This window comes from Micromonospora sp. NPDC005305, from assembly GCF_040607315.1.
Classification (GTDB): Bacteria; Actinomycetota; Actinomycetes; order Mycobacteriales; family Micromonosporaceae; genus Micromonospora.
This window is the reverse complement of record NZ_JBEXGL010000004.1, coordinates 209,349-235,538: the sequence shown is the minus strand read 5'-3', so window position 1 is coordinate 235,538 and position 26,190 is coordinate 209,349. Positions and strand designations below refer to the sequence as shown.

Genomic DNA, 26,190 nt, shown 5'->3' with positions numbered 1-26,190 from the left:
ACCCAGCTCCACGACGTGGCGGTGTCCGGAACTCCCGGATGCCGCCACGTCGGCGTTCTGATGCGGAGTGGCGGTGTCCGGAGCTCGCATGCCGCCACGTCGGCCTGCCTCACGGCCGCCAGCCCCGGGCCACCAGCGCGGCGCGGATCTCGCGGACCAGGGCCGGGAACTCCCGGTGCAGGCGGCGACCGGTCACGTGCAGCACCAGCCAGCCCGCCGCGACGAGCTGGTTGAGCCGGTAACGGTCCCGAGTCAACTGATCCGGGTCGGCATGCCACTGGCCGTCGTACTCGACCGCGACATGGAACTGCGGCCAGGCCAGGTCGGGGTGCAGGACGAGACCCGAGGGACCGCGCACCGGGTGCTGCGCCACCGGGCGGGGCAGGCCGGCCAGCACGAGCCGAACCCTCAGGTGCGACTCGGGCGGGGACTGCGCTCCCGGGTCCGCCAGGCCGAACACCCACCGCGCCCGCCGGCCACCCGGTCGTCCGGCGCTCCGGTCGGCCACGTCAACCAGATCCGTCCGGCTGACCACACCCATCCGGAGCAGGGCGTCGATGATCCCGACGGCCCGAACCGGGTCGGACCAGACCGCGGTCTCCCAGGCGCAGGCAGCCGGCGCGGTACGGAGCAGCCTGCCGGCCCCGCTCGGTAGGCCGGGCTCGCCGCCCAGCCCCACAGGGCCACCGACCGCCGATCCGGCCAACGCCGTGCTCAGCCCGGTGGCTCTGCCGTCCCGGCCGGCGGTGGTGCTCCACCGGCGGATGCCGTGGCCGTCTCGACCCGGCGTGGTGTCCGCGGAGCCGGCGGCGGGGAGGTTGGGGCCGGCGATGACGTGGCCCGGCCGGTGCGGGCCGGAAATGGCGCTGACCGAGTTGGCCGGGCGGTCCGGATCGGAGCTGGTGCTGGTCGGGCTGCGCGGATCGGGGCTGGTGCTGGCCGGGCTGCGCGGATCGGGGATGGTGCTGGTCGGGCCGCTCGGGCCGAGGCCGGTGCCGGCCGAGCAGGCCGGGACGAGGAGACCGAGTCGTCGGGGCGACGACGGGGCCTGGTGCACCCGGACGCCGGGCTGGGCATCGGCCCGGACCGTCGCCGGCAGCAGGACGTGCACGTCGTCCTGGAAGCCGGCGGCGTGCTCGACCCCGTGCACGTACGCCGCCGACGGCCCGCCGAGCAGCGTGCCCGGCGGCAGGCGGAGCAGTGCGCCGCGGCAGGCCAGCGCGTGGTCGCGATCGAGGCGGGCGTCGGCGTAGACGTCCTGCCGGAGCCGGATCCAGGAGGCGCCCCGGAGTTGGTGCCGGGTGAGCAGGCCGCGCCGGATCACATCCGAGCCGCGGAAGACCTGCCAGGCCAGCTCGGGCGGTCGATGGGGATGAGGTGGCATGCCGACCAGCCTGGCGGCGGCGGGCCGCCGTCCGGCACCCCTGTGGACAACCCACGAGCGCCCGCGACCAGCGGCCTGTGGACAACCACCACCACCCTCGGCCGCTGTGCTAGCGGCAGGGCGCCGACAGTGGCCGAGCACGGCGGCCGCCCCAGGCCAGGTCGCCGATTTGGCGGTGACCGCTGCCCGCCGATACCGCCACATCGCCGTGCTGGCGCAGGCGCCCGGGTGGCGGCCCTCAGGACAGCGCGGCGGCGATCGACTCGGCGGCGGCGGCGACCTGGGTGCCGACCTCGGTGACGTCGAGCGGGGTCAGCGAGACCACGCCGACGCTCGCCTCCAGGCCCGGCACGCCGAGCACCGGCGCGGCCACCCCGTACGCCCCGGACTGCAGTTCGCCGCTGGTGCTCACCGGGGCGGCGGCACCCGCGCGGCCGGCCAGGATCGCCCGTCCGGCCGCGCCCCGCTCCAGCGGGTGGCGGGATCCGGTCCGGTACGCCACGTGGAAAGAGGTCCAGCTCGGCTCTACCACCGCGAGGGCCACCCCCTCGCCGCCCTCGACCACGGTCAGGTGGGCGGTCGCCCCGGCCTGCTCGGCGAGCCGGCGCAGCGCGGGCAGCGCCCCCTCGGCGAGCAGCGGCTGGGCCCGCCGGGCCAGGTGCAGCACGCCGGCGCCGAGCCGGAGCCGGCCCTCGCCGTCGCGGCGCAGCATGCCGTGATCGGTCAGCGCGCCGACCAGCCGGTAGACGGCCGCCCGGCCGATGCCCAGCCGGTTTGCCGCCTCGGTGACGGTCAGCCCGCCCGGCGCGTCGGCGACCAGGTGCAGCAGCCGCAGCCCCCGGTCCAGGGTCTGCGCCGTCTCTCCCGTACGTGCCGCCGTGTCCACAGCACGCAGCGTACGACCCGGCTCCGGCCTACCTCGAAATGCGCGGACGGCTACCCTTGTACGGTGACGCTACGCCTGTATGACACCGCCACCCGATCGGTGCGGGACTTCGTCCCGCGGGAAGCCGGCAAGGTGGGGGTCTACCTGTGTGGTCTCACCCTCCAGGCCCCGCCGCACATCGGCCACCTTCGTTCCGGTGTCAACTACGACGTGCTGCGCCGCTGGCTCACCGCCTCCGGTTTCGAGGTCACCTTCATCCGCAACGTGACCGACATCGACGACAAGATCCTGGTCAAGGCGATGGAGCAGGGGCGGTCGTTCTGGTCGATCGCCTACGCCAACGAGCAGATCCTGGCCGCCTCCTACCGCGCGCTGAACGTGCTGCCGCCGACCTACGAGCCGCGGGCCACCGGTCACATCCCGGAGATGCACGAGCTGATCGCCCGGCTGATCGAGACCGGGCACGCCTACCCGGCCACCGACGGCTCCGGCGACGTCTACTTCGACGTGGCCTCCTGGCCGGCCTACGGGTCGCTGTCGGGTCAGTCACCGGAGGACATGCAGTCCGCCGGTGACGCCCCGGAGCGGGGCAAGCGCGACCCCCGCGACTTCGCGCTCTGGAAGGGCGCCAAGCCGGACGAGCCGGCCGACGCCTACTGGCCGTCGCCGTGGGGCCGGGGCCGGCCGGGCTGGCACATCGAGTGCTCGGCGATGTGCTGGCGCTACCTGGGGCCCGAGTTCGACATCCACGGCGGCGGGCTCGACCTGACGTTCCCGCACCACGAGAACGAGATCGCCCAGTCGCAGGCCGCCGACCTGCCGTTCGCCCGCTACTGGGTGCACCACGGCCTGCTCGGCATCGGCGGCGCCAAGATGGGCAAGTCGCTGGGGAACACCCTCGACCTCGACTACGTGGCGTCCCTCGGGGTGCGCCCGGTGGAGCTGCGCTACTACTACGCCGCCGCCCACTACCGGTCCCGCATCGACTACTCGGAGGACGCGCTGCGTGAGGCCGCGGTCGCCTACCGGCGGATCGAGGGCTTCGTGCAGCGGGCCGCCGAGCGGGTCGGCGCCGGCCAGCCGGGCGAGCTGCCGGCCGGCTTCGTCGCGGCGATGGACGACGATCTCAACACGTCGGCCGCGCTGGCCGTGCTGCACGAGGTGGTCCGGGACGGCAACTCCGCGCTGACCGGCGGCGACGATGTGACGGTTCGCACCACGCTGGCCGCCACCCGGGCGATGCTGGATATCCTCGGCGTCGACCCCCTGGACTCGGCCTGGACCGGCGGCGGCCGTGTGGACGACCTGCGCGGCGTGGTGGACTCCCTGGTCGCGCTGGCTCTGGAGCAGCGCGCCCAGGCCCGCAGCCGCAAGGACTGGGCCGCCGCCGACGCCGTACGCGACCAGCTCAAGCAGGCCGGCGTGGTCGTCGAGGACACCGCCCAGGGCCCGCGTTGGACTATTGGAGAGCAGGACTGATGGCCGGCAACTCGCAGCGCCGTGGCCGGCGACTGACGCCGAAGGCGGGTGCCCAGAAGGGCTCCGGTGGCAAGAACAAGGACTCCCTCGCCGGCCGGGGCCGCACCCTTCCCGCCGACGAGCGGCCCTGGCACAAGGCCTACTCGGGCACCGAGAAGCTGCCCCAGCGCACTGCCTGGAAGCAGGACAAGGAGCGCCGCGCGGCGGTCGAGGAGGGGCGCGCCCCCAAGATCGGTCAGCCGGGCAGCAAGGACACCACCTGGGGCAAGGGCGGAGGCCGGGGCGTCCCCGCCGCCGGGAAGGGCCGTGGCGGCAAGCCCGCCGGCCGGTCCGGGCCGCGGGTCGCCCCCGGCCGCAAGTCGAACCCGGCCAAGGACAGCCCGGAGCTGCTGGTCGGGCGGAACCCGGTGCTGGAGTCGCTGCGCGCCCAGGTGCCGGCGACCGCCCTCTACACGGCCCAGGGCATCGACATCGACGACCGGGTCAACGAGATCATCCGCACCGCCGCCGACCGGGGCATCGCGATCCTCGAAATCAGCCGGGCCGAGCTGGACCGGATGACCGGGGGCGTGCTGCATCAGGGCGTCGGCCTCCAGGTGCCGCCGTTCGCCTACGAGCCGTTCGAGGACCTCATGGCGGCGTCGCTGGAGCAGGCCGCCCCGCTGCTGGTCGCGCTCGACGGGGTCACCGACCCGCGCAACCTCGGCGCCGTCATCCGGTCGGCCGCCGCGTTCGGCGCGCAGGGCGTCTTCGTACCCGAGCGGCGGGCCGCCGGGATCACCGCGACCGCTTGGCGGACCAGCGCCGGCGCGGCCGCGCGGGTGCCGGTCGCCCAGGTCACCAACCTGACCCGGTCGCTGAAGGCGTGCAAGGACGCCGGCTTCATCGTGGTCGGCCTGGACGCCGACGGGCAGACCGACCTCTACGACCTGGAGGCCGCGGTCGGCCCGCTCGTCGTGGTGGTCGGCTCGGAGGGGCGTGGGCTGTCCCGCCTCGTCGGGGAGACCTGTGACCTGACCGTCAGCATCCCGATGGTCTCCGACGTCGAGTCGCTCAACGCCAGCGTCGCCGCGGCGGTCACCCTCGCCGAGGTCGCCCGCCGCCGCTCCGTCGAGGCGTAACGACGGCACGAGAAAGGGGCGGTCCGCCGTGGCGGGCCGCCCCTTCTTCGTGTACGTCAGATCCGGTTGCCGGTGGCGGCGTGGAAGACGTGGCTGCGGCCGGTGCGCGGCTTGACGAACACGGTGTCGCCCATGTTCGGCATCGTGCGCCGGTCGGTGCGGACCACGAACCGCTCGTTGTGGCCCTCGAGCGCGGCGTGGCCGTAGACGTTGGCGTCGGAGCCCAGGTCCTCGACCAGCTCGACCACGACCGGCATGCCGCCCTCGGTCGGGCTGACCAGGTCGCAGTCCTCCGGACGGAAGCCGACGGTCACCTTGCCGTCGCCGCCCTCGGCGCGGGCCGCCTCGACCTGCTCGCGGGTGAGCGGCACGTTCAGCTCGGCGAACGCGGCGCCGTTGTCGTTCAGCGGCACGGTCTTGATGTTCATCGCCGGGGAGCCCATGAAGCCCGCGACGAAGACGTTGGACGGGGTGTCGTAGAGCGCCCGCGGGGTGTCCACCTGCTGCAGGACGCCGTCGAGCATGACCGCGACCCGGTGACCCATGGTCATGGCCTCGACCTGGTCGTGCGTGACGTAGACCGTGGTGACGCCCAGCTTCGCCTGGAGCGAGGCGATCTGCGTGCGGGTCTGCACGCGGAGCTTGGCGTCGAGGTTCGACAGCGGCTCGTCCATGAGGAAGACCTGCGGCTCGCGGACGATCGCGCGACCCATGGCGACCCGCTGGCGCTGACCACCGGAGAGCGCCTTCGGCTTGCGGCTGAGGAATTCCTCCAGCTGGAGCAGCCCGGCCGCCTCCTTGACCCGCCGGTCAATCTCCGACTTCGAGGTCTTACGCAGCTTGAGGGCGAACGCCATGTTCTCGTACACCGTCATGTGCGGGTAGAGGGCGTAGTTCTGGAAGACCATCGCGATGTCGCGGGCCTTCGGCGGGAGGTGGGTGACGTCCCGGTCGTCGATGTAGATCGCGCCGTCGTCGACGTCCTCCAGGCCGGCGAGCATCCGGAGGCTGGTGGACTTTCCGCAACCCGACGGGCCGACCAGGACGAGGAACTCCCCGTCACCGATCTGGAGGTCGAGCTGGTTGACCGCGGGGCGTTCGGTGCCCGGGTAGATCCGGGAGGCCTTCGCGTAGGTGACCGTAGCCATGGTGGAGCGCTTCCTTTCACCGGCAGGAACGTGCCGGACGATCCGAGTGGAAGGAGCGACCGGCACCCGAGGTGCCGGCCAACGGGCGGTCGACCGGGCAGCCGAGGCCAACCGGAGTGTCGTCCGTGTCACTGCACCGTAAACGGGTTTCGCGAACCTGCCAAGGCGAGATGCGGCCGGTGGGACCGAGTGCATGGCGCATAACGGTCAGGCGGGCACGGGCAGGCATCAATCTCCACGGTGCCCGGCCCGGATGGGCGTCGATCCGGTGGTGCGGAGGTCGGAAAATTGACGTTTTCCGTGCTCGGGAGGCCTGCGGAACGGGATTTCCGGCGCCCAGTCGCTATGCTGACCCCGGACCACGCGCCCCTGTAGCTCAGCTGGCCAGAGCACTCGCCTTGTAAGCGAGATGTCGCCGGTTCGATCCCGGCCGGGGGCTCCAATTTCATCAGGCATTTCTCGGCGGTTGCCGCCGTGAGACGGCCCGATGACAGCAACGCTGACAGACAACGCGGTTCATGACAGCCGCCCGTCGAGCTTGCCGAGTGCCTGGCGCATCGCGTCAAGGTTGGCGTGAGCGTAGACCTTGAGCGTCATTTTCACGTCCGCGTGCCGGGCGATGGCCTGGACGACGTGCGGCGGGACGCCCAGCTCCATCAGCAGCGACACGACCGTGTGTCGCAGGTCGTGCAGGCGGACACCGGGCAGACCGGCGGTCTCCCGAAGCCGAGCGAACGAGCGGCTGAGGTTGGTCGGCTCCAACGGGGTGCCCCGCTCGGAGGGGAAGACTAGACCGTGGTCCTCCCAGACCTCGGCGAGCGCAGCCCGTTCGGCCTGCTGGCGCTCCTGGTGCTCAAGCAGAGCGAGCCAGGTGACCTCGGGCAGCGGCAACACTGCCTCTGAGTCCTCGGTCTTGGCGTCCAGGACGTGGAGCTGTCCCGCCACCCGCTGGACGGTCTGCTGAACCCGCAGGGTGCCTTCGTCCAGGTCGACGTCCGACCAGCGGAGCCCGACCAGCTCACCGCGCCGGAGGCCCATCGTGGCGGCCACGACGTAGAGCGCGTGGAGCCGGTGACCAGCAGAGGCGGCGAGGATCTTGCGCACCTGGTCGACAGACAGGCCCTTACCGACCTTGTAGCGAGGCGAGGGAACCCGGACGAGCTTGGCGACGTTGCGGGACACCAGCTCCTCGCGCATGGCGTGTTGGAGCGCGTTGCGCAGCACCGCATGCACGAACTGAATCTGTCGCGCGCTGGGGTAGCTCTGGCAGCAGCGGCCAACGGAGCAGCACCGTCGGCTAGCAGGACGGATCTTGTCGAGGCCGTTGGTGCAGCAGAGGCACTTGCGCCGGAAGTCGTCCATGAACGCCTTGACGTGCTGTACCTGCAAGCCATCGAGGCGCTTGGTGCCGAGTGCGGGGATCAAGTGCAGACGTACGGCGCTCTCGTACCCCCGCGCGGTGGTGGGCTTGAGGTCAGTGACGTAGGCGGACAGCCAGTAGGGCAGGTAATCGGCCAGCTTCCAGGCCCGGTCGGGCACGGGTATGCCGCGTTGGGATCGTGATTTGAGCTCGGTGAGCTTGGCGTGGGCTTCATCCCAGGTGGCTCCGTAGACGAACCTGCGCTTACGAGTGCCGTCCGTGGTGAGGACGTATGCCTGTCCGACCCAGCGGCCATCACTGGCGCGCTGGTAGATGGAGCCTTCGCCGTTGGGGTTCCGGCGGGCGGTGGACTGGCGGGGCTTGGCTTGCTTGGTCATCAGGCGGCTTCTTCCGTGAGCGTGGCGATCGCCTCGTCGATGGCCGAGGCGGGGATGAGACGGCGGCTGCCGACCTTGAAGGAGCGCAGCCGGCCAGAGCGGATCAGGTGATAGGTGAGCGAGCGGCCGATGCCGAGCGCTCGGGCGGCTTCCTCGACGCGCAGCACGCGAGGAGTGATCGCAGAGGGTTGTTCAACGGTTGGCCTTCCTCGTGTGACGGGACCGGGGTCAAGCGGCAGCCGGCGTGATGCTGGCCGGGGTGGTCGCGAGTTCGTGGGCGAGTTCTTCGCGGCCGGTGGTTCGTCGCTCTCTGGCCATGGCGGCGGCGGTGTTGGCGAGGAGGGCGTCTCCGGTGGTGTGCCAGCCGGTGCCGGCGAAGGTGAGGGTGCCGACGATGAGCGTGGTGTCCTCGTTGACGGGGTCGACCGGTGGGCCGCCGGCGGCGGGGTGCTCGTGGGCGTGGTCCTCGTGCCGCCGGTACGCGATGCGGGTGTCGCGCAGGAGTTGGAAGGTGACGGAGTAGCGGCGGCCTTTGGTGAGGAAGTGGCCGCCGTAGCCGAGCATGTGCGCCCAGCGGCGCAGTCGGGCGTATGGGTTGGTCGTCGCTGGTTTCGTCGGTTCGGTGTCAAGGCTGGCTTGACGGTGGGCGACGCAGACGGGGCAGGCGGCGTATCGGGTGTGGGTGCCGCAGTCGGGGCATTCCCAGCGGTCAACGAACCCGGGCCGGGGTCGGAGCTCCCGGGGCCGCTCGGACAGCGAGGCCGGGATTGCAGTGGGTCGGCCGATGCGCCAGCAGGCGTCGATGAGGCGGGCGGTGTGGTCGCCGTCGGGGTCTGCGTAGTCGTCGATGGTGTCGCCGGTGAGGCGGGTGGAGGTGTGCCCGGTGGCCTCGGTGCTCTTGGTGGCGTACTTGGCAAGGTAACCGGCGACCATGCCGTCGGTGACGTCCCCGGCAACTCCGGTGGTGATGGGCCGGATGTCGAGCTGCTCGCCCCAGCCGATGAGCCACCCCTCGGGTCGGTCGGGGTGCGGCGGGGTGTGGAAAGCGATCTGCGCGGCGGCGTGCCGGAACGCGTCGACCAGGTCGTCAACGGTGAACCCAGCCGGGGGAGGGACGACGGCGTCGGGGTCCAGGCCGTCGACGCCGTCGAGCCGGGCGATGGCGTGGAAGTGCACCGCTCCCCGCGCTTGCAGTTCAGCGACCTTGCCGGGTGACAGCCGGACCGGTGCGACCTTGCGCGTCTTGCCGGAGGCGGTGACGATCTCGACGCGGGGGATGCCGCGTCGGCGGGCGAGCGTGGCCAGCCAGCGTTCCGCGGCTTGCTTGGTGCGGTGCCACAGCTCGCCGGAGAACAGGTTCCACACGACCTGGTGGTCGTGGTCGTAGCAGTCCAGGCACAACGGCCGCCCGAGGACGGCGTCTCCGGTTTCGTGGCGTGCCCAGCAGACGGCGGGCCGGCCGTGGGGGCAGACGCCGACGTCGCGGCGGGCGTGGCATGGTTCGGCGCGGCAGTCGCAGCGGCGGCGGTTGGCGCAGGTATGTCGCTTGATCACCCGGGCGTGGACCGGCCCGAACGACGGGGCGGTGAATGTCGGGAACACCGCTGGATGAGCGGCGACTGTTTCGGGGACGCCTTTGCCGCCGACGAGACCGGCGCGCAGGAGTTGGAAGGCGTCGCGTTGGTAGGTCTGGGCGCAGGAGGGGCAGACGGTGGCGCGGCGGTTGCCGCAGGCGGTGTAGATCGCCGCGTCGGGCATGGCGTCGGTGTGACGCTGCTCTAGGACCCGGCCCGTCGAGGCGTCGACGGTGAGGAGCTGCCCGGCGAGCCGGATGGGTCGGGTGCAGCCGGCGGCGGATCGGACGTGTTCGAGCCAGCCGAAGTAGTCGGGGCGGGTGGCGCGTTCGAAGGCGGAGCCGGCGGCGGTGTAGCCGTAGACGGGCGTGATGGTGTCGGCGTTCGAGCCCACCCCCCGGGCCGAAGCGCGGGGGGTGAGGTCCAGCGTCGAGGCCATCAAGCCGCCACCCCGGTCTGGTGGTGGTTGGTGATGGTGCGTTCGGTGACGATGACCCGGCAGGCGCCGCACTGGCGCTTGGCCGGCTCGTGCCGATGGCAGGGAACCTGGATGGTCTGTCCGCCGCAGCGGATGGTGACCGGTGCCCGGCAGGGGCCGCCGGGGATGACGTCGACGACGGTTCGGCGGATGTCGTACGGGTGCGGCTCAGGTTCGCCAGGGCAGGTGTGGATGACCTGCTCGACGTCGACGAGGTAGATGGTCATCGGGCACCACCGCCGATGGTGGTGAGGAGCTGCCCGGCAACGGCCGGGGCAACGTCGAGCCGGTTGGCCAGCTCGGCGGGCGTGATGGGTGTGCCGGTGGCTTGTTCGTGCTGCACGGCCGCGAAGCGGGCCATGGGCAGCAGGTGGGTAGGGACGTCGACCGGCTCCGGGGCCGGCACGGTGACGGGCTCCGGCTCGACAGCCGGCGGGGTGGCCGGGGTCGGTTCCGGGGCCGGGGTGATGGCAGCCGGCGGTGCCGGCTCGGTGACCTGCTCGGCCACCTGGACCCGAAGGGGTTCTGCCGGCTCAGCCGGCGGAGTGGTGTCCTCCCGCATGGGGGCGGGGGCGAGGACGAGCTTCACCAGGGCCATGAACGCCAGCGCCGGAACAGCGGACAGGAGCCACCCGGACGGGCCGGGCTTGGCGACCGCGAGTTGCGCGGAGAGGGAGAGGCCGGCGGCGGCGATGAGCAGGAACAGCGGGTAGCCGATCGGAGCGCCGGCCCGGCGGCGTCGGCGGATCGTCAGGAGGGAGGCGATGGGGACGAGTTCGGAGATGACGGCGTTGGCCCAGCCGAACCACTGCCCGGTGCCGGTCGGAGAGTTGGCGAGGGTCCAGTCCTTGACGTGGGTGAACGAGGCGGCCCCGGCGAAGCCGGCGACGACAAGGAGGATGAGGACCAGGACGACACCCTCGACGCGGGTGCCGGTGGCGCGGTCAGTGGTGGCCATTGCTGGTCACCTCCCCGGCGGTGACGGCGCGTTCCTCGGCGATGAGGCCGGCGAGGCCGACGCGGATGCCGTCGCAGGTGGCGCAGTTGTCGCCGTCGGCGGCGGTGCACTGGGTGAGGTGGGCTTCGTGGATGATGCGCAGGGCTTCGGCGTAGTAGCCGGACAGGAACCGTTCGAAGGACAGCTCGCCACGGCCGGCGAAGTCACGGGCGATGACGGTGATGACGTAGTCGTCCGGGGTCATCCGCTCCTGGGCGGCGAGGTTGGTGATGGCGGTGGTCATCGGGCACCTCCAGTGCAGTCGAGGCAGGAGCCGGTACGGCGGGGGATGTAGTAGGGGCGCACGACGCCGCAGTGGCGGCAGGTGCGCCGGGCGCGTAGGGCTTTGGCGATGGCCTCCCGCTGGGCGGGCGTGGCCGTGCGTTTGGGTGCGGCGAGGTCGAGGCGGTAGAGGTAGGCGACGCGCTTGCCGCGACGCCAGAGGATCTGCGCGACCGGGTCATGCCCTCCCGGTCGGAGGCCGGCGGCGCGCAGTTGCCGGCGCGTGGCGAGGCCGCCTGGAGCCAGCCGATAGGGGTAGGTGGGGAACTGTTCGGCGGTGCTGGCCGGGTAGGCGGTGGTGGTCATGCCTGGCCTCCCCAGCGCTGCTGGGCGGCCTGGCGGGAGATGCCGAGCCGGGCACCGATTTCGGCCCAGGAGTAGCCGAAGGCGCGCAGGCCGATGACGGCTTCGCCGATGGCGTTGTCGAGGTTGGTGGACAGGGCGACCAGGTCGCGGAGGGCTTCGACGTCTCCGGTGGCGACGCGGCGGCCGTGGGCGCGGATGATGCGCCGAGCGAAGGCCGCGAACTGGTCGTTCTCGACGACCTCACGGCGGCGGCGGGATCGCGGGATGTGCGTCAAGGTGTGCTTGACGGTGCTCATCGGTTCTCGCCTCCGGTGGTGTGGAGGCGGTCCCACTCCTTCGCTGCGCCTTCTAGGGCGGTGGTGATGTGCTCTGCGGTGCAGAGCGGGTCGTCGTTCCAGGAGTAGGGGGAGGTGTGTTCGTCGATGCAGTAGCCGTCGTCGTCGAACAGGTGGATGGGGTAGTGGTCGTCGAGGTAGTCGACGAGGACGGCGATGGCGTCGAGGTAGGTGGTCTGGTCGTCCGGGTTGAGGTCGGCGAAGTGGTTGACCGGGTGTCCGGCGCAGGCCATGCCGATGGCCCCGACGGCGCAGGCCGGCGGGGTGGGCGTGTCGGTGGGGGCGTAGTAGGTGCCCTGGTGCCAGCCGTGCCGGCGCAGGTAGAGGGCAGCCATCCGCAGCAGGTCGGCAGGGGTGACCGGCGCGGTGGTGGGCGGTTTCTGGGTAGCCTTCATGGCAGCCACGTCCTTTCAGAAGGGCTTGGTGGGAGGTCGGCAGGACCAGCTCTGCTGGCAGGCGGTGACCTGGTCCTGTCGGCCGGCTATCGGGTGCGCAGCCGCAGGTAGCGGCGGTGGCGGGTGTCGTCGCCGCCCATGAGCTGAGGCGGGCCGACGTAGACGAGTCGGCCGCTGGCGGAGGCGACCTGGACCATGGCGGCGATCTCCGCCGGTTGGGCGATGATCCAGATTTCGGCGTACTGCGCGGCCCGCTGCTGGTTGGCGCGGGTGTAGGTGCGCTCCCGGGTGGTCATGCCGCCATCCCCAGGTCGACGCGGGTGAGGTCGGGGACGAGGGCCGGTAACGGGCGGGGTCGGCGGATCCAGGCGGCGTAGTCGGCGATGCCGGCGATCTGGCTGTCGGAGAGGTAGGCGACCTTGATGCGTTGGGGGGTGCCGCCTTCGGCGATGAGGTAGGCCGCGCCCTGATTCGACGGGGAGATGTCGGTGGCGGTGTAGCCCTGCTCGGCCCAACCGTGGCCGAGGACGATGTTCGAGCTGTTGGGTGTGGTGCAGCGGAAGGCGGCGCGGTAGCCGAACAGGTCCCGCAGGAAGGTGGGGATGATGTCAAAGGACGGCCGCTGGGTCGCGGCGACGACCGGGATGCCGGCGGCACGGCCCCGGGCGACCAGGTCGCGCAGGAGCGCGACGAACTCTTCCTGCTCCTGCTTGCTGCCGACGGTGGCGGAGTAGAAGGCGATTTCGTCGACGAGGACGGTGATGATCGAGAGGCCGTCGGCGGCGGTGACTTTGCGGCGCCCGTGGGCGCGCAGCCAGGCGTAGCGGTTGTTCATCACCAGTTGGAGGCGCTTGAGAACGTCGAGGGCGGCGGTGATGTCGGGGCCGATGAAGGCGTCGGCGCAGTCCTCCCACTGGCCGAGTTCGACGAGCTTGCCGTCCAGCAGCACGAGCCGGGAGTCGACGGAGAGGGCGGCGTGGGCGGCGATGGTGTTGAGCAGGCCGCTCTTGCCTCCGCCGGGTTCGCCGCCGGCGAGGAGGTTGCGGTAGGCGAGGGTGATGTAGACGGGGTGACCGAACTCGTCGATGCCGACGAAGATGGGGTCGAACATCGACAGGCCAGGCCCCACCGGTATGCCGGTGTCCGGGGCGGTAGCGGTGTTCATGGGTGCCCTCCTTGGGCGTTGGTGGGCGCGGAGAGCCACACGAACGAGCCCGCAGGGCTCTCCGCGACCGAGGTTGGGTGGGGTCAGATCCAGTCGGAGACGTCGTCCTCAGGGGGTGGAGGACGTAGCCGCGGGCTTGCTGCCGTTGGCGGTGGCCGGCGGCTTCTTCTGGGCCGGCAGGGTGATGGTCGGGACGTCGACGTCGGGCAGGTCCAGGGCCGTCGGTACGGCCGGCGTAGGCCGGTCGGTGGCGGCCGGCGTGGTTGCCGGGTCGATGACGTCGACGAGCGGGGAGCCCACCTGGGCGGTAAGCACCTCGCGGCGCTTGATGTCGAAGCGCAGGTAGGCGGCGTTGCCGTCGGATGCCCGCTCGATCAGGGCGGTGGAGGCGTGGCAGGCGACCGCGATGCGGTCGAGACGGCCCTCCAGGTCGGCCAGGGACAGGCCGGGGCGCAGGTAGACCCAGACCCGCTCACCGACGGGGGTGGGCTTGGCCCACAGGATGAGCGGCAGGCTGCCGGACTGGTTGGCGATGATGAACTGCGCGAAGCACACGCGCAGGCGGTGCCGCACGACGAGGCACCAGGTCCAGGCGACCAGGGCGCGGCGGGAGGCCGGCAGGGCGGCCGGGACGCCGACGACCAGGGCGACCACAAGCAGGGTCACCGGACCCGAGGTGTGGTTGGCGAGCTGGACCCAGCCAGCACCGAGGAAAGTGGTGATCCCGACTTCCGGGGTCCACCACCACAGCACTCGCAGGACCGGCCAGATCCGGACCAGGACCCAGGCGAGGCCGCCGAGCGGGACGCCGATGAGCGCGCCCAGGAACAGGGCGAGGATGGGGTGCATGTAGGAAGCGGCCACCACGGCCGAGAGCAGGCCGACGATGACCGCCGTGAGGATGAACGCCAGCCGGGCATTACGTGCCGAGGAACGGTGGACCTTGGCCTCGATGACCGTCACCGTTCCGGTGTTCCGCCCGAAGGGGCGGCGGGGGCTAGACTTGGACACGACGAGTCCTCCCTTGTGAGGGTGGATGAGTTGGAGGGCACGGGGTCGGCAGATGTAGGAGTCGGACCGACCCCGCGCCAGCTCTTGCGGGGATGCCACCGCCGCAGGCGGTGACCGGGCCGGGAGCGTAGGAGTCGGAACCACTCCCGGACCGTTGCTTGTCAGGTCAGCGGACCATCAGGCCGCTTTGGCGGAGGACACCGCAGGCTTCACACAGCACGCTGTGCGAAGGACTACTTGGCCGCCGAACCAGCCTTCGGCTTCAGCGAGATCGCACGGAACGCGACGCCGTTGCGCCCGTTGGTCGCCCACGGAATGGCCTCCAACTGCTCGACCTCGATGAGCTGCCCCACCATCACACCCGGCTTCTCACCCGCCGTGGTGATGGTGATGACCTCACCGCCCGTCTCGCGTCGGTCGCAGCCGACGGCCAGGACGTAGCCGATCTGACGCTGCTCGAGGTCGCCGCGCAGGCTGGGGTCGGCGCCGTAGACCTCGTCGCCGGTCACCCACCCCGCCGGGACACCGGCGTCCAACGCGGCAGCGATCATCTGCCGGGCCAGGGCCGGCTTCGTCGCGAACTCGACGTCGTCCGGCACGCCAGCGGCGACGAGACGCTCGGGCCGCTCGCACCACGTCGCCTCGGGTAGGTAGAGCCGGCGGTCGATCATCGCCCGCCCCGCAGGTGACACGTAGGCCAGGAACACCCCGACCTGGCTGTTCTCGAACCGACCGGCGGTGCCGCTGTACTGCCGCTGCACCCCGACCGAGCACACGCCCTTCTTCAGGAACCCGGTCTCGTCGGTGGCCAGCACCGCGTCAGGATGGCCGAGCTGCTCGACCAGCCAGGAACGCACGTCATCGCGGACGGCGTCGGCGTCCCACACCGCCGTACGCAGCAGCCGCTGCATCGCCTGCGGATCACCGTGACCCGCCCGCTCCGCAAGGGACCAGCAGGTCTTACGTTCCAGACCCGATAGCAGCCCCTCCACGAACTGCCCGGCGCTCCGGCGTGGCTCTGCCCGCACGAACCGGTCAGCGACACGCGTCACCGCCTCGTCCAGGATGACCCGCCACCGGTCAAGGTCTACGCTGTGGCACGCGGCCACCGCACGATCTTCGGTTGTCCTCACAAACCATCGATGATCAACGCGGTGGCCGTCTTCATGCCCGCGCCACCGCCCAACGCCGAAGCCAAGTGACGTTGGAGTATTAGGAAGCAAGCGGAGGCGGACCGGGGTGAGTCGACGCCGACCTTCGACGCATGGGAACCCAGCAGAGGCGTACCATTTGTCTATTTCGTGCGGTCAGGTCGCGGCCAGCAGCACCGGCAGCTGGATGACCGGCATCAGCTTTCAGGCGTGAAAACATCGGGTTCGTTGATCCCGAGGCCAGCGTCGCTCAGCGCATCACGGCCGGCCCAACCTCCCGCCAGCGGAAAGGCGTCACCATTGCGCATCGCGTCCTCAAGCGGACGCGCCCATAGGTGCTCGATGAGAAGGATGACTGCGTTGGTGCCGGGAGGGATGCTTTCCTTGAGGTCGGGAATTGGGGTTCCCTGAACTAGGAACCCGGAGGAGTCCACCGTGTATGAACTGATGACCCGCGCGGCTCCCGACGATCTCAGCAATTGCCTGATGGCTTCGCCGTCGAACTTGCCGAACGCTTCGATTCCATGCTCTGTAAGGACCCGGTTCTTTCCCTTGGCGATGGCGTAGACGTCGATCAGCCGAACCGCAGGACTTGATTTAAGGAGGCTGACTTGCTGCTCGATCGCTTTGGGAAGTCTTGACTGCTTGTAGCCGATGGCAAGTATTTGCACGGTGCCGATCACCGCTACTCCCTTCGTCGGCGGTCCGCCCTCTTGTCAGTGCCAACGCATACCCGTCCTACCGTCCGGCAGTCGCAAGCGCCCTGTGGCTCTGGACCGGAGACACGGGCGTTCGGGCTGGCCAGGTCGGCGCAATGAAGGCGATTTCACGCCACACCGGGCAAGGCCGACGTCGATCGAGCTGGGACCGATTGGTCCAATTGACCCGTTGCTGCTGCCCGCGCAACTGCACGAGGAGGTTTGCAGCGACGCTCAGCCGATGGCACGGAGGTGCTCGGCGAGGGTGTCGCGGTAGAAGTCGATGAAGCGGTCATTCATCCGGGAAGTAGTGGGTGACCTCTCGTCCTTCGTCGCCACCGAGGCGGCCACGGACTCGCCAGTGCCGGCCGTCGGTGAACAGCCAGATGTCGCGCCTGGCCATGCGACCCCCAGCGCCGTTCCACCACCGACCGCGTACTTCCACCCGCAGCAGCCTAATCGAACACGTGTACGACCGGCCGGCCGCCCGCGAGTTGTTCAAAGTTTCTGTACGTCTTCAAGGCGGCCCTGAACGGGCCGCACGCGCCGCCGCCTGGGCGCGCGCCGACCGCTGCCGCTGTCGCTCTGCGGCCGTCACGCCTGATGCCCGGCGGCTGGCGCGGAAAGCGGGAAGCCCGGAGGGCCGCCGCAGGCGGGAGCGCCGAAAGTGGTTGAGGGTCGGGGCCGGCAGCCGGCCGGGCGCGGCGGCCGTCGCACCGCCGCGCCGAAGGGCGGGTCACCGCCGGCCGTGGTGGGGATGCGGCGCGAAGGATGCGGGGCCGCCCCTCCGGCCTCAAGGGCGCTTCGCGTCGCTGCGCGACGGCCCAACGGGCCGCCCTTGACCCCGGAGCCTCTGCGACCCCTCGGGCCGGCGTTGCCGGCAGGCGGGGGCCTGCCCGTGATGCTCGCGCCGCATCCCCGCCTCGGCCTCGTTGCTCACGCGGGGGCGCGTTGCTGCCCGTCTCGCGTCAAGGCCAGATTGACATGCAGACGAGATTGCTTCGGAGCGCGGCTGTCGTCCACCTGACACATATCTCGCAGCTGGAGGGTGTCTCGGATCTGACGGATAGATCATAATGACGGAACGGCATCGATTGCTCACTATAGGTCAGATCGCCAGCGAAGGAAGTCAGGTGGGGGACACGTGGGGTTCTTTGACGGCAAGAAGCCAGCGGCAATCCTGAAGCACTCCATCATCGACAAGTACGTCAGTCCCTTCGTGGGGAAGACCGGCCTGTACTCCCCTGACCACCGAGTGGCCGTCATCGACGGGTATGCGGGGGAGGGACGGTATGACAACGGCGAGGAAGCCTCTCCTGCCCTGCTGCTGCGGAAGGCGCGCGAGCTCCAGCCGATCAACCGGAAGCTGGAGGGCTACTTCGTCGAGAGCGACCCGGAGTCACTGGCCAAGCTTCGGCAGGTTGTAGCAGCAGAGGGCGAAGGTTTGCCGATGCGCGTCTTCGCCGGCAGCATTGAAGATCACCTAGACGAGCTGTTGACCCTGGTAAAGGGCATTCCTGCGCTCGTCTACCTCGACCCGTTCGGAGTCATGATTCCGTTCGCGAAGACGGCGCAAGTCTTCGCCCAGCGGCCGGACCACCCACCGGCTACCGAGTTGCTCATCAACTTCAGCGCCGTTGGTGTGCGGCGGGTAGCTGGGCTTCTCACAAGCACCAAGGAGAACGCCGGAAAACCGGCGACCCTCGCCCGGATGGATGCCGCATGCGGTGGGGACTGGTGGCAGAAGGTCTGGCTCGATCACGGGGACGATAAGGAGCGCGCCGAGATGGCCGTGGTCGTCGAGTACACACGCCGGCTAGCTGCCAATCAACGCTGCAGTTGGTGGGTGACCCCGGTCCGTAACCGTGCTCGCCATATGCCCGTCTACTACCTGGTTTTTCTCACTCGCCACCGTGACGGATTCAGCGAATTCGCCGAAGCTCTGTCCCTCGGTCTCGGACAGTGGCGTAAGGCTGTGTACGACATCGAGAACGCCGGCACCCTCTTCGCAGACGAGGCGGCGTTCAAGGCGAGTGAGCAGGCGCTAGAGGACGGCTGGGCCAACGAGATCGAGGCAAACCTACGTCGACTGCTGGCCGAGGGTAAACCCTTCGTAATCAGCAAGCGGTACAGCGAGGTCTATGGAGAAGCCGCCGGACAGGCCCGCCAGACCCACCTACGCAGAGCGTGGAGTCGGCTCTACCCGGATGTCACCAAGACCAGTCCCAAGGGCAAGAGCAAGCTGTTCCAGGCACTCATAGAGCCGGCGTAAGTGCCCTCGACGGCATCTCACCCCACGTCTGGCCATCCAGCAGTCGGCCACCTGCCTTCGGCGTCCTCCCGCCCCACTGCTTGAAGAAGAAGGCCGTTCCAGCCTTGACGCACTCGTCCCGTAGGCCCCGGATCCAGGCGGGGTCTACGGGGCGGGCGCCCTGACCGGACTCGCCGCCTGCAATCAGCCAGTGGATGTCGGTGAGGTCTACACCGTCGAGTGGGCCGAGCAGTGGTTCTGCGGAGATGAATCGAACCGCTGCTGGGACCGTGCGGAGGTGATCAACCCTCGGCAGTTCCTGCTCCGTCTCCACACTGACGCCCATCCACACGTTGGGTGGCCAGTCGAGCTGGTCCGCGATTCGCGCCAACCGAGATGCCCGCTTCGTGAGTACCTGGTACGTGTGACGTGGGGTGTCAGCCATGACCTGAAATACCTGACGCACGTAGTCGATCGGTACGCGAGCGTGGAACAGGTCGCTCATGGAGTTGACGAACACTGTTCGCGGTTCCCGCCAGCGTAGGGGGATGGTCAGCGCGTCCTGGTGGAGCGTCACGCCGAAGCCAGGTCCAGAGGTCCGTGGGTCGCCGTCGTTCTGATACTTCGCAGACCCCATTGCCTTCAGGCGCTTCGCCAGGCTGAGGGCGTAGCAGTTGTCGCAGCCCGCGGAGATCCGATCGCAACCTGTCGTGGGATTCCAGGTCGCTTCGGTCCACTCGATGGCGCTCTTATCTGCCATGACCACTCCCTGGGTTGGTTACGTCAATACTGTCGAACATGCGTACGGATTGAAAGACGCACAGACGATCTTTCTTGTCGCGCAGCCGACGCATGCGGCAGCTGCCCATGCCCCGGTGAACCAACGGACGGAGGGCGCGGTGTGACTCGGCCAGGCCGTCACCAGGCCGTCGTAGGCCGATCATTGACGATCGGCGACGACCACTGGTGACAGCATTTAGCCAGGTGGCAGTGGCTTCCACCGGACGGTTGCGGACCCCAGCGGACCGCTCCACCGGCCCGGGAACACCATGACCACGCCGTGCCCGCTCCTGGCAGTGTGGGGCACAGGTCCCGCTAGCGCAGACTCAGGCGGATTTGACGGCCTGTGCGATCAACGCCGCGCCGGAGACGACGAGGGTGGCCGCGACCAGTGCCAGAACCAAGCGGGTCAGGATGCGGCCGGCGACCACCCCGACGATGGGGGCGTACTGCTCCTGTTCGGCTCGGACGAACCGGCCGGGCAGCAGCAGGATGGCCACCCCGGCGAGTAGGAGCGCGGCACCGGCGAAAAAGGGCATGAGGCACCTCCTCCATCGATCCTAGCTCCGGCAACGCGGGGCGCGTTCGTCGTAGACCGGAGAGCAGCCAAGCGAGCAGCCAAACCAGTGAGCATGAGCGGACGATCGCGGACGGAAAGGCCCTGCCCGGTAGGAGGGCCAGGCGGCGGACCAGCGCCCGGGCACTGACTCGTAATGCGTGAGTTAGTCATCGACGTCGTACTCGGATTCGTCGATGAGGCCTGCTATGAAGGTCTCGAAGTCGGGGGCGAGGACGGTGAACCGGTAGTTCCACTCCTGGTCGACGTGCACGACGGCCGGCTTGCCGGGCGAGCGGTAGTCGAGGGCGATCATGTCGTGACCCGCCGACGGGCAGTCGGCGATGTAGACACCGATGTCGGGATAGCCCCATTCTGCTACCCAGAACGCACTGCCGAGCTCGCCGCAGAGGCTGAACGGAGAAGTTCGACCGATCGCCGCCAGCGTGTGAACGCCGACATGGTCCTTGGCCCACGAGGTTTGGCTTGGTGCGGCGTGGGCGTCTCGGGCGAGTGAGCCGCCGTTGTGTTGACGGCATAGGTCGACGTACGCGGCGGGCAACTGGTGCCCCAGCTGTGCCTCCACCGCCCACAGAACCTCGTCGGTGAGCGGGTCCTCCAGCGGACCGGAATCGTCGAAGACAGTTGCGGGATCGAGCACGGGTTGACCGTAGTCGCCTACCTCACTTTCAGCGGAGCGACCTGGGCCGCGGGCGGAAGGGCTGTCGACAGCAACGCTGACAGCAACGCCACCGCACGGCGGCACACTGACGAGCGCTGGCATGGACGAGGCTCCGAGCGTGCAGCCGTTGCCGGACACGTCCGGACGCGACGCACAGAGCTTGTAAGCGAGATGTCGCCGGTTCGATCCCGGCCGGGGGCTCCACTTTCATCGGGCATTTCGCGACGGTGACCGCCGCGACCGCCGACCGTGGCGCCACCGGTCAGGTCGCCTCCGGGGAGCCGTCGAGCGACAGGCGGCGGGGCGCCTCCTCGGGCAGCGCGCCGGCGTTCGGCACGTGCAGCCCGTCGAGGGCCAGTTCGAGGTAGCGGCGCCACGCCTGCGGCTGCGCGGCCAGCAGGGGAGCCGCCGTCTGGTGGATTCCGCCGAGCAGCAGCACGATGTCCGTCCCCGTGACGTCGTCGCGGACTGCGCCGTGCTCCCGCGCCCGGGCCGTGAGTGCCTCGGCGACCTCGCAGAGGTGGTTGATCGCCTCGCGTACGTCGGGATTCTGCAGTGATGGGCGGCCGACCACCTCGCAGAACGCGCGGTCGGCGGCGAGGGCCTCGACGCCGCTGGTCATGAACTCGCGGAGCGCCGCCCCGGCGTCGCCGGCCTGGAGGAGCCGCTCGGCCGTGCTGGTGAGCCGGTCGAGCAGTCGGAGCATGATCGCCGCGAGCAGGTCCTCCTTGGTGGCGAAGTGCCGGAACACCGTCCCCTTGGCGAGGCCGGCGCGCTGGGCGATCTCGCCCATCGACACCTCCACCCCGCGCTCGGCGAACGCCGCGGTCGCGGCCCCGAGCAGGAGACGCCGGTTGCGCACCAGGTCCGCTCGCTGGCCGGCGCTGGCTGCCGTTCCGCTCATGCGTCCCTCCCTCCGGCTGTCGAAGGCGGGCGCCCGGGTTGCCGTCGCCGCTCGGCGGGTCGACCGGCTGCGGTCCCTCACGGAGGATGCTCCGGGCGAAATGCTGGCCCTCGACCTGGACGTCACCGACCGCCGGTCGGTGGAGGACGCGGTCGCCGTGACCCTGGCGCGCTTCGGCAGGCTCGACGTGCTGGTCAACAACGCGGGCGTCATGCTCAGCGGCCCGATCCTCGGGGCGGACACCGCGGAGTGGACGCGCATGGTCGAGACCAACCTGCTGGGATCGATGTACGCGGTCCACGCCGCCCTGCCTCACCTGCTCGCGTCCAAGGGCGCGGTGGTGCAGATCTCCTCGACCTCGGGCCGCACGGCATCGGCCGCGAGCGGCGTCTACGCGGCCACCAAGTTCGGCGTCAACGCCTTCGCGGAGGCGCTGCGGCAGGAGGTCACCGCGCAGGGGGTGCGCGTCGTCGTCATCGAGCCCGGATTCGTCGCGACCGAGCTGACCAGTCACCTCACCGATCCGGCCATGCGGGCCGCGGCGAGGGACCTGGCGGATTCCATGCGGACACTGCGGGCCGAGGACGTCGCCGGCGCGGTCCGGTACGCGCTCACCCAGCCGGAACACGTCGCCGTCAACGAGATCCTGATCCGGCCGACCGACCAGACCCGCTGAGCCGGCCCCGGGGCGGGGACGTTTCGGTGATCGTTCCCGCCCACGGTCCCGTCGCTGTTAGCGTGCGGCAGTGTCCGCAGGTCCCGAGGAGGCTCAGCCACGAGGCCCCGCTCGCCTGGCCGACATCGGCCGGCTGGCGGCGTTCAGCGACGGTGTCTTCGCCATCGTCATCACCCTGCTGGTGCTGGACCTGCGGGTGCCCGAATACCACCAGGGCGAGCTGCTCGCGGCGCTGCTCAGGGAGGTGGCTGTCGTCATGTACGCGCTCGCGGCGGCGCTGATGTCGGCGCCCTGGTTGGTGTTCTTCGCCTACCTGCGCCGCCATCCGACGCTGCGCGCCGGCCACATCGACCAGGACCACGTCCACGCGCAGGAGGCCCGCCCGATCACCGGCCTCCTCCTCTACGGACTGGCCGGCCTGCTCGGCTGGATCGTGAACCCGCTGCTCGGACTGCTCGGCATCATTGTGATGATCATCTATCACGGCCTCACCAGCGAAGGTCTCCGCAGCGGGCCGTTCCAGCGGTTCCGGACCGGCCGGCGAGGCTGAGGCGCCCCCAGGCCAACCGGGGCGGGGCGGAGGTGCGCGCACCCCCGCCCCGGCCGGTCGCCGGTCAGCCCCAGTTCTGCGGGGCCGGCTGCCGGGTGGCGGCGTTGATCCGGTTGAAGAAGTTGGTGGTGGCGATCCAGAGCACCAGCGCCGCCAGTTCCGCCTCCCCGAAGTGCCGGGCCGCCTCGTCCCACACCGGGTCCGGCACCGCGTCGGCCCGGTCGGCGAGCCGGGTGGCGTGCTCGGCCAGGGCGAGCGCGGCCCGCTCGGCGTCGGTGAAGTACGGCGTCTCCCGCCAGACGGCCACCGCGAAGAGCCGCTCCTCGGTTTCGCCGTTCTTCCGGGCGTTGCGTGCCCCGGAGTCCACGCAGGCGCTGCACCCGTTGATCTGGCTGGCCCGCAGGTGGACCAGCTCCAGCGTGGTGGCCGGCACGCCGGCCGAGTGCGCGGCCTTGTAGAGCAGGTTGACCGCCTTCACGGTGTCGGGGAGGAGAGCCGCCGGGTTCTGGATGCGAGCCTCGAGAGACATTTTTCATCCGTCCTGTCCTGTTAGGCTGGCCGGCGTTCGCCGCGCGGCCGCTGTCGTCGTCCGTCATCCGGTTGTCGAGGTCCGGACCCGCGGCGTGACAGATGTGACCGCGGTCACCCGCGGCCGTGGGGGATGGCGAGGCCGTGAGCGACACCGACCTGTTGGTCCGCAGCTTCGAGGAGCAGCGCCCGCGCCTGCGCGCGGTGGCCCACCGCATGCTCGGTTCGGCCGCCGAGGCCGACGACGCCGTGCAGGACACCTGGCTCCGGCTGAGCCGCGCCGACGCCGACGCCATCGACAACCTGCCCGGTTGGCTGACCACCACGGTCGGCCGGGTCTGCCTGGACCGGCTGCGCTCGGCCAGCGCCCGGCACGAGGAGGCCGCCGACGAGGCGGCGGAGGCGGCCGGCGGGCGGGACCCGGAGCAGGAGGCGCTGCTCGCCGAGTCGGTCGGCCGGGCGCTGGAGGTCGTGCTGACCACCCTCGGCCCCACCGAGCGGCTCGTGTTCGTGCTGCACGACATGTTCGCCGTCTCCTTCGAGGAGATCGCGCCGGTGGTGGACCGCAGCATCCCTGCCGTGCGGCAGATCGCCAGCCGGGCCCGCCGCCGGGTGCAGGCCCGCTCGGCCGACCCGGTCGTCGACCCCGCCCGCCAGCGCCGGGTGGTCGAGGCGTTCCTGACCGCGTCCCGGGAAGGTCGCTTCGACGACCTGGTCACCCTCCTCGACCCGTACGTGGTGATGCGCGGCGACGCCACCGCGGTGCGGATGGGGGGTCCCGCGGAGTCGCGTGGCTCCTCGGCGGTGGCCGCCTTCTTCAACGGCCGGGCCCAGGCCGCCGTCCCGGCGTTCGTGGACGGGCTGCCCGGCGCCGTGATCGTCGTGGACGGCCGGGTCCGCCTCGCGGTCACCTTCACGGTCACCGACCGGATCATCGGCATCGAGTCGGTGGCCGACCCCGGCCAGCTCCGGGCGCTCGACCTGGTGGTCGGATGAGCCGGGCCGTCGAGGAGTCGAACCGGGCGATGCTGCGCGCCCGGGACGCCATGGACCGGGCGTACGCGGAGCCCCTCGACGTGCCGGCGCTGGCCCGGATCGCGCACGTCTCGGCGGCGCACTTCATCCGCACCTTCCGGGCCACGTTCGGCGAGACCCCGCACCGCTACCTGCAGCGGCGGCGCGTCGAGCGGGCCATGTACCTGCTGGTGCAGACCGACCACCCGGTCACCGGGGTCTGCCACCTGGTCGGCTTCGGCAGCCTCGGCACATTCAGCCGGACCTTCCACGGCATTGTCGGTGAGTCACCGTCGGCCTACCGGCGACGCCGGGCGGCGGCGGTGGCCGTGCCGAGTTGCTTCACCAAGGCGTGGATGCGGCCGAGCGCGGCGGCCCGGCAATCCGTCACTTTTGGATAAGCAGCAGGTCAGCGGGCTGCTCTAGCGTTTCGGGCATGACGATGACCTCGATTTCCCGCTCCCAGATCTACGTCCTAGACCAGGACGAGGCACTCGACTTCTACGTCGGCAAGCTCGGCCTCGAGGTGAACACCGATCAGGACCTCGGCTTCATGCGGTGGCTCACGGTCAACGTGCCGGGCGACCCGGAGCACGAGATCCTGCTGGAGAAGCCCGGTCCGCCGGCCCTCGACCCGGCCACCGCCGAACGGGTCCGGGAGCTGCTGACCAAGGGCGCGATGAGCGGCTGGCTCTGCCTGACCACCGACGACGCGCGCAAGGCGCACGAGGACCTGGTGGCCAAGGGCGTGGCCATCACCGACGAGCCGACCGAGCGGCCGTACGGGATCGACTTCGGGATCCGCGACCCGTTCGGCAACCGGATCCGCATCGGCCAGATGCACCCCCGCGCCTGACCGGCGGGGCCCCGGGGTCGGGAGTTGCCGGCTAGTCTCGCCTCTCCCGACCCCGGAGGTGACCCGAGTGTCCAGCCGACTGCTCTACCTGGTGCGGCACGCCGAGCAGGACCGGGCGGAGGAGGAGGCGGACACCGGCCTGTCGGCGCGTGGGCGACGGCAGGCCACGCTGCTGGGCGAGCGTCTGCGCGGCACCGACTTCGCCGCCGTCCACCACGGTCCCTCCCGCCGCGCCGCGGAGACCGCCGCGCTGGTCGCCGCCGCACTGCCGGGTGTCCCGGTGTACGAGGACGACCGCGCCGGGGACCACATGCCGCACGACACCGATCCGGCCGGCCTGCCCGAGCGGTACGCGGCTTTCCTGGCGGAGTTCACCGAGCGGGAACGGCTCGACGGACCGCGCGTGACGGCGGAGGCCGTTTCCCGCTTCGCGACCGCGCCCGCCGAGGGCGACGTCCGTGAGTTGATCGTCACCCACAACTTCCTGGTCGCCTGGCTGGTCCGGCACGCCCTGGAGGCCCCGGAGCGTCGATGGATCGGCCTGAACCACCAGAACGCCGGCCTGACCGTCATCCGCTACACGCCCGCCGGCCCGCCCACCCTGATCGCCCTCAACGACGTCGCCCACCTTCCCCCGGACCTGCGCGCGACCGGCCTGCCCGCGGCCTACCGCCTCTGAACCGCCGCCGACCAGGAGGTTGACGGCGTCGAGGCATTCCCCGCCGGCAACCGCACGGTCGCCCAGGCGGGCGGGGTCAGCCGGTGGCGCGGGTGAGCAGGTCGACCACCGCCGCGGTGGCGGGCGGCGGGGTGGCCTGGGGCGGGCAGTCCACGTACCCGGTGGTGGTCGGGCCGACGGTGAGCCGGTAGCTGAACGCGTCCGCGCACATGGTGGCCGGGACCGTGGCGGCGGCCTCGGCGGCCAGCCGTGAGTCGGTGGCGAGCTGACGCAGGCGGTCGAGGTCGGCGTCGCTGAGCCGGCCGGTGTGGGAGGTGCCGGCCCGGTCGACCCGGGTCCACCGGCCGTCGGGCTGCACCGTGACGGTGTCCTTGAGCCCGACGATGCCGCCGGACTTCGTGAGCACCACCGGCACGGCGGTGGCCGGCGCCGCGCCGCCGGACGCGGGGGTGGCGGCGTTCTGGGCGCAGCCGGCGAGCGGGGTGAGGAGCGCGGCGAGGAGGGTCGCCGCGACGGGGGTCGCTCTCATGCCGATCGGACGCACGG

The 26,190-nt window shown here is 70.7% G+C and carries 30 protein-coding genes, 1 tRNA gene and 2 pseudogenes; 10 read left to right on the top strand and 23 right to left on the bottom strand.

Going from position 1 to position 26,190, the window contains the following annotated elements; genetic code table 11:
• Window positions 1-109: 109 nt before the first annotated feature.
• The gene (locus ABZS80_RS09395) at window positions 110-1,384 is read right to left on the bottom strand and encodes a hypothetical protein (protein ID WP_355055274.1); all 1,275 of its coding nucleotides are present in this window, start codon (window positions 1,382-1,384) and stop codon (window positions 110-112) included.
• 238 nt (window positions 1,385-1,622) lie between these two features.
• Complete coding sequence (locus ABZS80_RS09390) at window positions 1,623-2,270, bottom strand: helix-turn-helix domain-containing protein (protein ID WP_355055273.1); 648 nt, start codon at window positions 2,268-2,270, stop codon at window positions 1,623-1,625.
• Between the two features lie 63 nt (window positions 2,271-2,333).
• On the opposite strand from ABZS80_RS09390, the gene cysS reads away from it, so the two are divergent.
• Both cysS and rlmB read left to right on the top strand, forming a co-directional pair.
• Window positions 2,334-3,749: a cysteine--tRNA ligase gene (cysS, locus tag ABZS80_RS09385; RefSeq protein WP_355055272.1), complete on the top strand. Its 1,416-nt coding sequence runs from the start codon at window positions 2,334-2,336 to the stop codon at window positions 3,747-3,749.
• Window positions 3,749-4,870 (top strand): 23S rRNA (guanosine(2251)-2'-O)-methyltransferase RlmB, encoded by a 1,122-nt coding sequence (gene rlmB, locus ABZS80_RS09380; protein ID WP_355055271.1) that lies wholly within the window; start codon window positions 3,749-3,751, stop codon window positions 4,868-4,870. The genes cysS and rlmB overlap by 1 nt, the downstream gene beginning before the upstream one ends.
• A gap of 56 nt (window positions 4,871-4,926) precedes the next feature.
• On the opposite strand, the gene ugpC is transcribed toward rlmB, so the two are convergent.
• Window positions 4,927-6,018 carry a sn-glycerol-3-phosphate ABC transporter ATP-binding protein UgpC gene (ugpC, locus tag ABZS80_RS09375; protein ID WP_355055270.1) on the bottom strand — a complete coding sequence of 364 codons (1,092 nt, stop codon included), beginning with the start codon at window positions 6,016-6,018 and terminating at the stop codon, window positions 4,927-4,929.
• A gap of 365 nt (window positions 6,019-6,383) precedes the next feature.
• Here ugpC and ABZS80_RS09370 point away from each other — a divergent pair.
• A tRNA-Thr gene (locus ABZS80_RS09370) sits at window positions 6,384-6,460 on the top strand.
• A 74-nt stretch (window positions 6,461-6,534) separates the two neighbouring features.
• On the opposite strand, the gene ABZS80_RS09365 is transcribed toward ABZS80_RS09370, so the two are convergent.
• From ABZS80_RS09365 to ABZS80_RS09300, 14 genes and pseudogenes are all read right to left on the bottom strand, one after another.
• Complete coding sequence (locus ABZS80_RS09365; protein ID WP_355055269.1) at window positions 6,535-7,776, bottom strand: site-specific integrase; 1,242 nt, start codon at window positions 7,774-7,776, stop codon at window positions 6,535-6,537.
• Window positions 7,776-7,943, bottom strand: coding sequence for an excisionase family DNA-binding protein (locus ABZS80_RS09360; RefSeq protein WP_355055268.1), 168 nt, complete (start codon window positions 7,941-7,943; stop codon window positions 7,776-7,778). Before ABZS80_RS09360 ends, ABZS80_RS09365 begins: the two co-directional genes overlap by 1 nt.
• A 61-nt stretch (window positions 7,944-8,004) precedes the next feature.
• Window positions 8,005-9,789 (bottom strand): replication initiator, encoded by a 1,785-nt coding sequence (locus ABZS80_RS09355; RefSeq protein WP_355055267.1) that lies wholly within the window; start codon window positions 9,787-9,789, stop codon window positions 8,005-8,007.
• Entirely contained in the window at window positions 9,789-10,055 is a 267-nt protein-coding gene (locus ABZS80_RS09350; RefSeq protein ID WP_355055266.1) for a hypothetical protein, read from the bottom strand. The genes ABZS80_RS09355 and ABZS80_RS09350 overlap by 1 nt, the downstream gene beginning before the upstream one ends.
• Window positions 10,052-10,786 carry a hypothetical protein gene (locus tag ABZS80_RS09345; RefSeq protein WP_355055265.1) on the bottom strand — a complete coding sequence of 245 codons (735 nt, stop codon included), beginning with the start codon at window positions 10,784-10,786 and terminating at the stop codon, window positions 10,052-10,054. The genes ABZS80_RS09350 and ABZS80_RS09345 overlap by 4 nt, the downstream gene beginning before the upstream one ends.
• Window positions 10,773-11,069 (bottom strand): hypothetical protein, encoded by a 297-nt coding sequence (locus ABZS80_RS09340; RefSeq protein WP_355055264.1) that lies wholly within the window; start codon window positions 11,067-11,069, stop codon window positions 10,773-10,775. Before ABZS80_RS09340 ends, ABZS80_RS09345 begins: the two co-directional genes overlap by 14 nt.
• Window positions 11,066-11,413 (bottom strand): RRQRL motif-containing zinc-binding protein, encoded by a 348-nt coding sequence (locus ABZS80_RS09335; RefSeq protein WP_355055263.1) that lies wholly within the window; start codon window positions 11,411-11,413, stop codon window positions 11,066-11,068. The genes ABZS80_RS09340 and ABZS80_RS09335 overlap by 4 nt, the downstream gene beginning before the upstream one ends.
• A complete protein-coding gene (locus ABZS80_RS09330; protein WP_355055262.1) occupies window positions 11,410-11,709 on the bottom strand; it encodes a hypothetical protein in 300 nt (99 codons plus the stop codon). The genes ABZS80_RS09335 and ABZS80_RS09330 overlap by 4 nt, the downstream gene beginning before the upstream one ends.
• Complete coding sequence (locus tag ABZS80_RS09325) at window positions 11,706-12,143, bottom strand: hypothetical protein (RefSeq protein WP_355055261.1); 438 nt, start codon at window positions 12,141-12,143, stop codon at window positions 11,706-11,708. Before ABZS80_RS09325 ends, ABZS80_RS09330 begins: the two co-directional genes overlap by 4 nt.
• 86 nt (window positions 12,144-12,229) lie before the next feature.
• Window positions 12,230-12,439, bottom strand: coding sequence for a hypothetical protein (locus tag ABZS80_RS09320; protein WP_355055260.1), 210 nt, complete (start codon window positions 12,437-12,439; stop codon window positions 12,230-12,232).
• Entirely contained in the window at window positions 12,436-13,308 is an 873-nt protein-coding gene (locus tag ABZS80_RS09315; protein WP_355055259.1) for an FtsK/SpoIIIE domain-containing protein, read from the bottom strand. Before ABZS80_RS09315 ends, ABZS80_RS09320 begins: the two co-directional genes overlap by 4 nt.
• Window positions 13,309-13,391: 83 nt before the next feature.
• A pseudogene (locus ABZS80_RS09310) lies at window positions 13,392-14,271 on the bottom strand (hypothetical protein).
• Between the two features lie 473 nt (window positions 14,272-14,744).
• Window positions 14,745-15,371: pseudogene (locus ABZS80_RS09305) on the bottom strand (IS701 family transposase); the annotation flags it as partial.
• 296 nt (window positions 15,372-15,667) lie between these two features.
• Entirely contained in the window at window positions 15,668-16,153 is a 486-nt protein-coding gene (locus ABZS80_RS09300) for a hypothetical protein (protein WP_355055258.1), read from the bottom strand.
• A gap of 1,159 nt (window positions 16,154-17,312) precedes the next feature.
• Between ABZS80_RS09300 and tcmP the strand changes: the two genes are divergently transcribed.
• Complete coding sequence (gene tcmP / locus ABZS80_RS09295) at window positions 17,313-18,440, top strand: three-Cys-motif partner protein TcmP (RefSeq protein ID WP_355055257.1); 1,128 nt, start codon at window positions 17,313-17,315, stop codon at window positions 18,438-18,440.
• Here the strand turns inward: tcmP and ABZS80_RS09290 are convergent.
• From ABZS80_RS09290 to ABZS80_RS09275, 4 genes are all read right to left on the bottom strand, one after another.
• Window positions 18,424-19,179, bottom strand: a complete 756-nt coding sequence (locus ABZS80_RS09290; RefSeq protein ID WP_355055256.1) for a phage Gp37/Gp68 family protein — start codon at window positions 19,177-19,179, stop codon at window positions 18,424-18,426. The genes tcmP and ABZS80_RS09290 overlap by 17 nt on opposite strands.
• A gap of 346 nt (window positions 19,180-19,525) precedes the next feature.
• Window positions 19,526-19,738, bottom strand: a complete 213-nt coding sequence (locus tag ABZS80_RS09285; RefSeq protein WP_355055255.1) for a hypothetical protein — start codon at window positions 19,736-19,738, stop codon at window positions 19,526-19,528.
• Window positions 19,739-19,921: 183 nt separating this feature from the next.
• A complete protein-coding gene (locus ABZS80_RS09280) occupies window positions 19,922-20,416 on the bottom strand; it encodes an SMI1/KNR4 family protein (protein ID WP_355055254.1) in 495 nt (164 codons plus the stop codon).
• Between the two features lie 283 nt (window positions 20,417-20,699).
• Complete coding sequence (locus ABZS80_RS09275; protein WP_355055253.1) at window positions 20,700-21,341, bottom strand: helix-turn-helix domain-containing protein; 642 nt, start codon at window positions 21,339-21,341, stop codon at window positions 20,700-20,702.
• Between ABZS80_RS09275 and ABZS80_RS09270 the strand changes: the two genes are divergently transcribed.
• On the top strand, window positions 21,340-22,017 hold the full coding sequence (locus ABZS80_RS09270) for an SDR family NAD(P)-dependent oxidoreductase (protein WP_355055252.1): 678 nt from the start codon (window positions 21,340-21,342) through the stop codon (window positions 22,015-22,017). The two genes, ABZS80_RS09275 and ABZS80_RS09270, sit on opposite strands and share 2 nt — an antisense overlap.
• A gap of 70 nt (window positions 22,018-22,087) precedes the next feature.
• On the top strand, window positions 22,088-22,567 hold the full coding sequence (locus tag ABZS80_RS09265; protein ID WP_355055251.1) for a TMEM175 family protein: 480 nt from the start codon (window positions 22,088-22,090) through the stop codon (window positions 22,565-22,567).
• A 64-nt stretch (window positions 22,568-22,631) separates the two neighbouring features.
• Here ABZS80_RS09265 and ABZS80_RS09260 read toward each other — a convergent pair whose 3' ends face one another.
• Window positions 22,632-23,096 (bottom strand): carboxymuconolactone decarboxylase family protein, encoded by a 465-nt coding sequence (locus ABZS80_RS09260; protein ID WP_151463883.1) that lies wholly within the window; start codon window positions 23,094-23,096, stop codon window positions 22,632-22,634.
• A gap of 143 nt (window positions 23,097-23,239) precedes the next feature.
• On the opposite strand from ABZS80_RS09260, the gene ABZS80_RS09255 reads away from it, so the two are divergent.
• The 4 genes from ABZS80_RS09255 to ABZS80_RS09240 all read left to right on the top strand — a co-directional run bounded on the left by ABZS80_RS09255 (window position 23,240) and on the right by ABZS80_RS09240 (window position 25,644).
• Window positions 23,240-24,091 (top strand): sigma-70 family RNA polymerase sigma factor, encoded by an 852-nt coding sequence (locus ABZS80_RS09255; protein ID WP_355055250.1) that lies wholly within the window; start codon window positions 23,240-23,242, stop codon window positions 24,089-24,091.
• Window positions 24,088-24,510 (top strand): AraC family transcriptional regulator, encoded by a 423-nt coding sequence (locus ABZS80_RS09250; protein WP_355055249.1) that lies wholly within the window; start codon window positions 24,088-24,090, stop codon window positions 24,508-24,510. The genes ABZS80_RS09255 and ABZS80_RS09250 overlap by 4 nt, the downstream gene beginning before the upstream one ends.
• 35 nt (window positions 24,511-24,545) lie before the next feature.
• Window positions 24,546-24,965 carry a VOC family protein gene (locus ABZS80_RS09245; RefSeq protein ID WP_355055248.1) on the top strand — a complete coding sequence of 140 codons (420 nt, stop codon included), beginning with the start codon at window positions 24,546-24,548 and terminating at the stop codon, window positions 24,963-24,965.
• A gap of 67 nt (window positions 24,966-25,032) precedes the next feature.
• Window positions 25,033-25,644 (top strand): histidine phosphatase family protein, encoded by a 612-nt coding sequence (locus ABZS80_RS09240; RefSeq protein ID WP_355055247.1) that lies wholly within the window; start codon window positions 25,033-25,035, stop codon window positions 25,642-25,644.
• Between the two features lie 76 nt (window positions 25,645-25,720).
• Here the strand turns inward: ABZS80_RS09240 and ABZS80_RS09235 are convergent, their stop codons facing one another.
• Window positions 25,721-26,173, bottom strand: a complete 453-nt coding sequence (locus ABZS80_RS09235; protein WP_355055246.1) for a protealysin inhibitor emfourin — start codon at window positions 26,171-26,173, stop codon at window positions 25,721-25,723.
• Between the last annotated feature and the right edge of the window lie 17 nt (window positions 26,174-26,190).

Excerpts from the sequence above, each read along its gene's own strand:
- ABZS80_RS09395 (WP_355055274.1), bottom strand. The coding sequence starts at position 1,384 with ATGCCACCTCATCCCCATCGACCGCCCGAGCTGGCCTGGCAGGTCTTC.
- rlmB (WP_355055271.1), top strand. The coding sequence starts at position 3,749 with ATGGCCGGCAACTCGCAGCGCCGTGGCCGGCGACTGACGCCGAAGGCG.
- ugpC (WP_355055270.1), bottom strand. The coding sequence starts at position 6,018 with ATGGCTACGGTCACCTACGCGAAGGCCTCCCGGATCTACCCGGGCACC.
- ABZS80_RS09365 (WP_355055269.1), bottom strand. The coding sequence starts at position 7,776 with ATGACCAAGCAAGCCAAGCCCCGCCAGTCCACCGCCCGCCGGAACCCC.
- ABZS80_RS09355 (WP_355055267.1), bottom strand. The coding sequence starts at position 9,789 with ATGGCCTCGACGCTGGACCTCACCCCCCGCGCTTCGGCCCGGGGGGTG.
- ABZS80_RS09350 (WP_355055266.1), bottom strand. The coding sequence starts at position 10,055 with ATGACCATCTACCTCGTCGACGTCGAGCAGGTCATCCACACCTGCCCT.
- ABZS80_RS09345 (WP_355055265.1), bottom strand. The coding sequence starts at position 10,786 with ATGGCCACCACTGACCGCGCCACCGGCACCCGCGTCGAGGGTGTCGTC.
- ABZS80_RS09340 (WP_355055264.1), bottom strand. The coding sequence starts at position 11,069 with ATGACCACCGCCATCACCAACCTCGCCGCCCAGGAGCGGATGACCCCG.
- ABZS80_RS09335 (WP_355055263.1), bottom strand. The coding sequence starts at position 11,413 with ATGACCACCACCGCCTACCCGGCCAGCACCGCCGAACAGTTCCCCACC.
- ABZS80_RS09330 (WP_355055262.1), bottom strand. The coding sequence starts at position 11,709 with ATGAGCACCGTCAAGCACACCTTGACGCACATCCCGCGATCCCGCCGC.
- ABZS80_RS09325 (WP_355055261.1), bottom strand. The coding sequence starts at position 12,143 with ATGAAGGCTACCCAGAAACCGCCCACCACCGCGCCGGTCACCCCTGCC.
- ABZS80_RS09320 (WP_355055260.1), bottom strand. The coding sequence starts at position 12,439 with ATGACCACCCGGGAGCGCACCTACACCCGCGCCAACCAGCAGCGGGCC.
- ABZS80_RS09315 (WP_355055259.1), bottom strand. The coding sequence starts at position 13,308 with ATGAACACCGCTACCGCCCCGGACACCGGCATACCGGTGGGGCCTGGC.
- ABZS80_RS09290 (WP_355055256.1), bottom strand. The coding sequence starts at position 19,179 with ATGGCAGATAAGAGCGCCATCGAGTGGACCGAAGCGACCTGGAATCCC.
- ABZS80_RS09285 (WP_355055255.1), bottom strand. The coding sequence starts at position 19,738 with ATGCCCTTTTTCGCCGGTGCCGCGCTCCTACTCGCCGGGGTGGCCATC.
- ABZS80_RS09270 (WP_355055252.1), top strand. The coding sequence starts at position 21,340 with ATGCGTCCCTCCCTCCGGCTGTCGAAGGCGGGCGCCCGGGTTGCCGTC.
- ABZS80_RS09275 (WP_355055253.1), bottom strand. The coding sequence starts at position 21,341 with ATGAGCGGAACGGCAGCCAGCGCCGGCCAGCGAGCGGACCTGGTGCGC.
- ABZS80_RS09260 (WP_151463883.1), bottom strand. The coding sequence starts at position 23,096 with ATGTCTCTCGAGGCTCGCATCCAGAACCCGGCGGCTCTCCTCCCCGAC.
- ABZS80_RS09250 (WP_355055249.1), top strand. The coding sequence starts at position 24,088 with ATGAGCCGGGCCGTCGAGGAGTCGAACCGGGCGATGCTGCGCGCCCGG.
- ABZS80_RS09245 (WP_355055248.1), top strand. The coding sequence starts at position 24,546 with ATGACGATGACCTCGATTTCCCGCTCCCAGATCTACGTCCTAGACCAG.
- ABZS80_RS09235 (WP_355055246.1), bottom strand. The coding sequence starts at position 26,173 with ATGAGAGCGACCCCCGTCGCGGCGACCCTCCTCGCCGCGCTCCTCACC.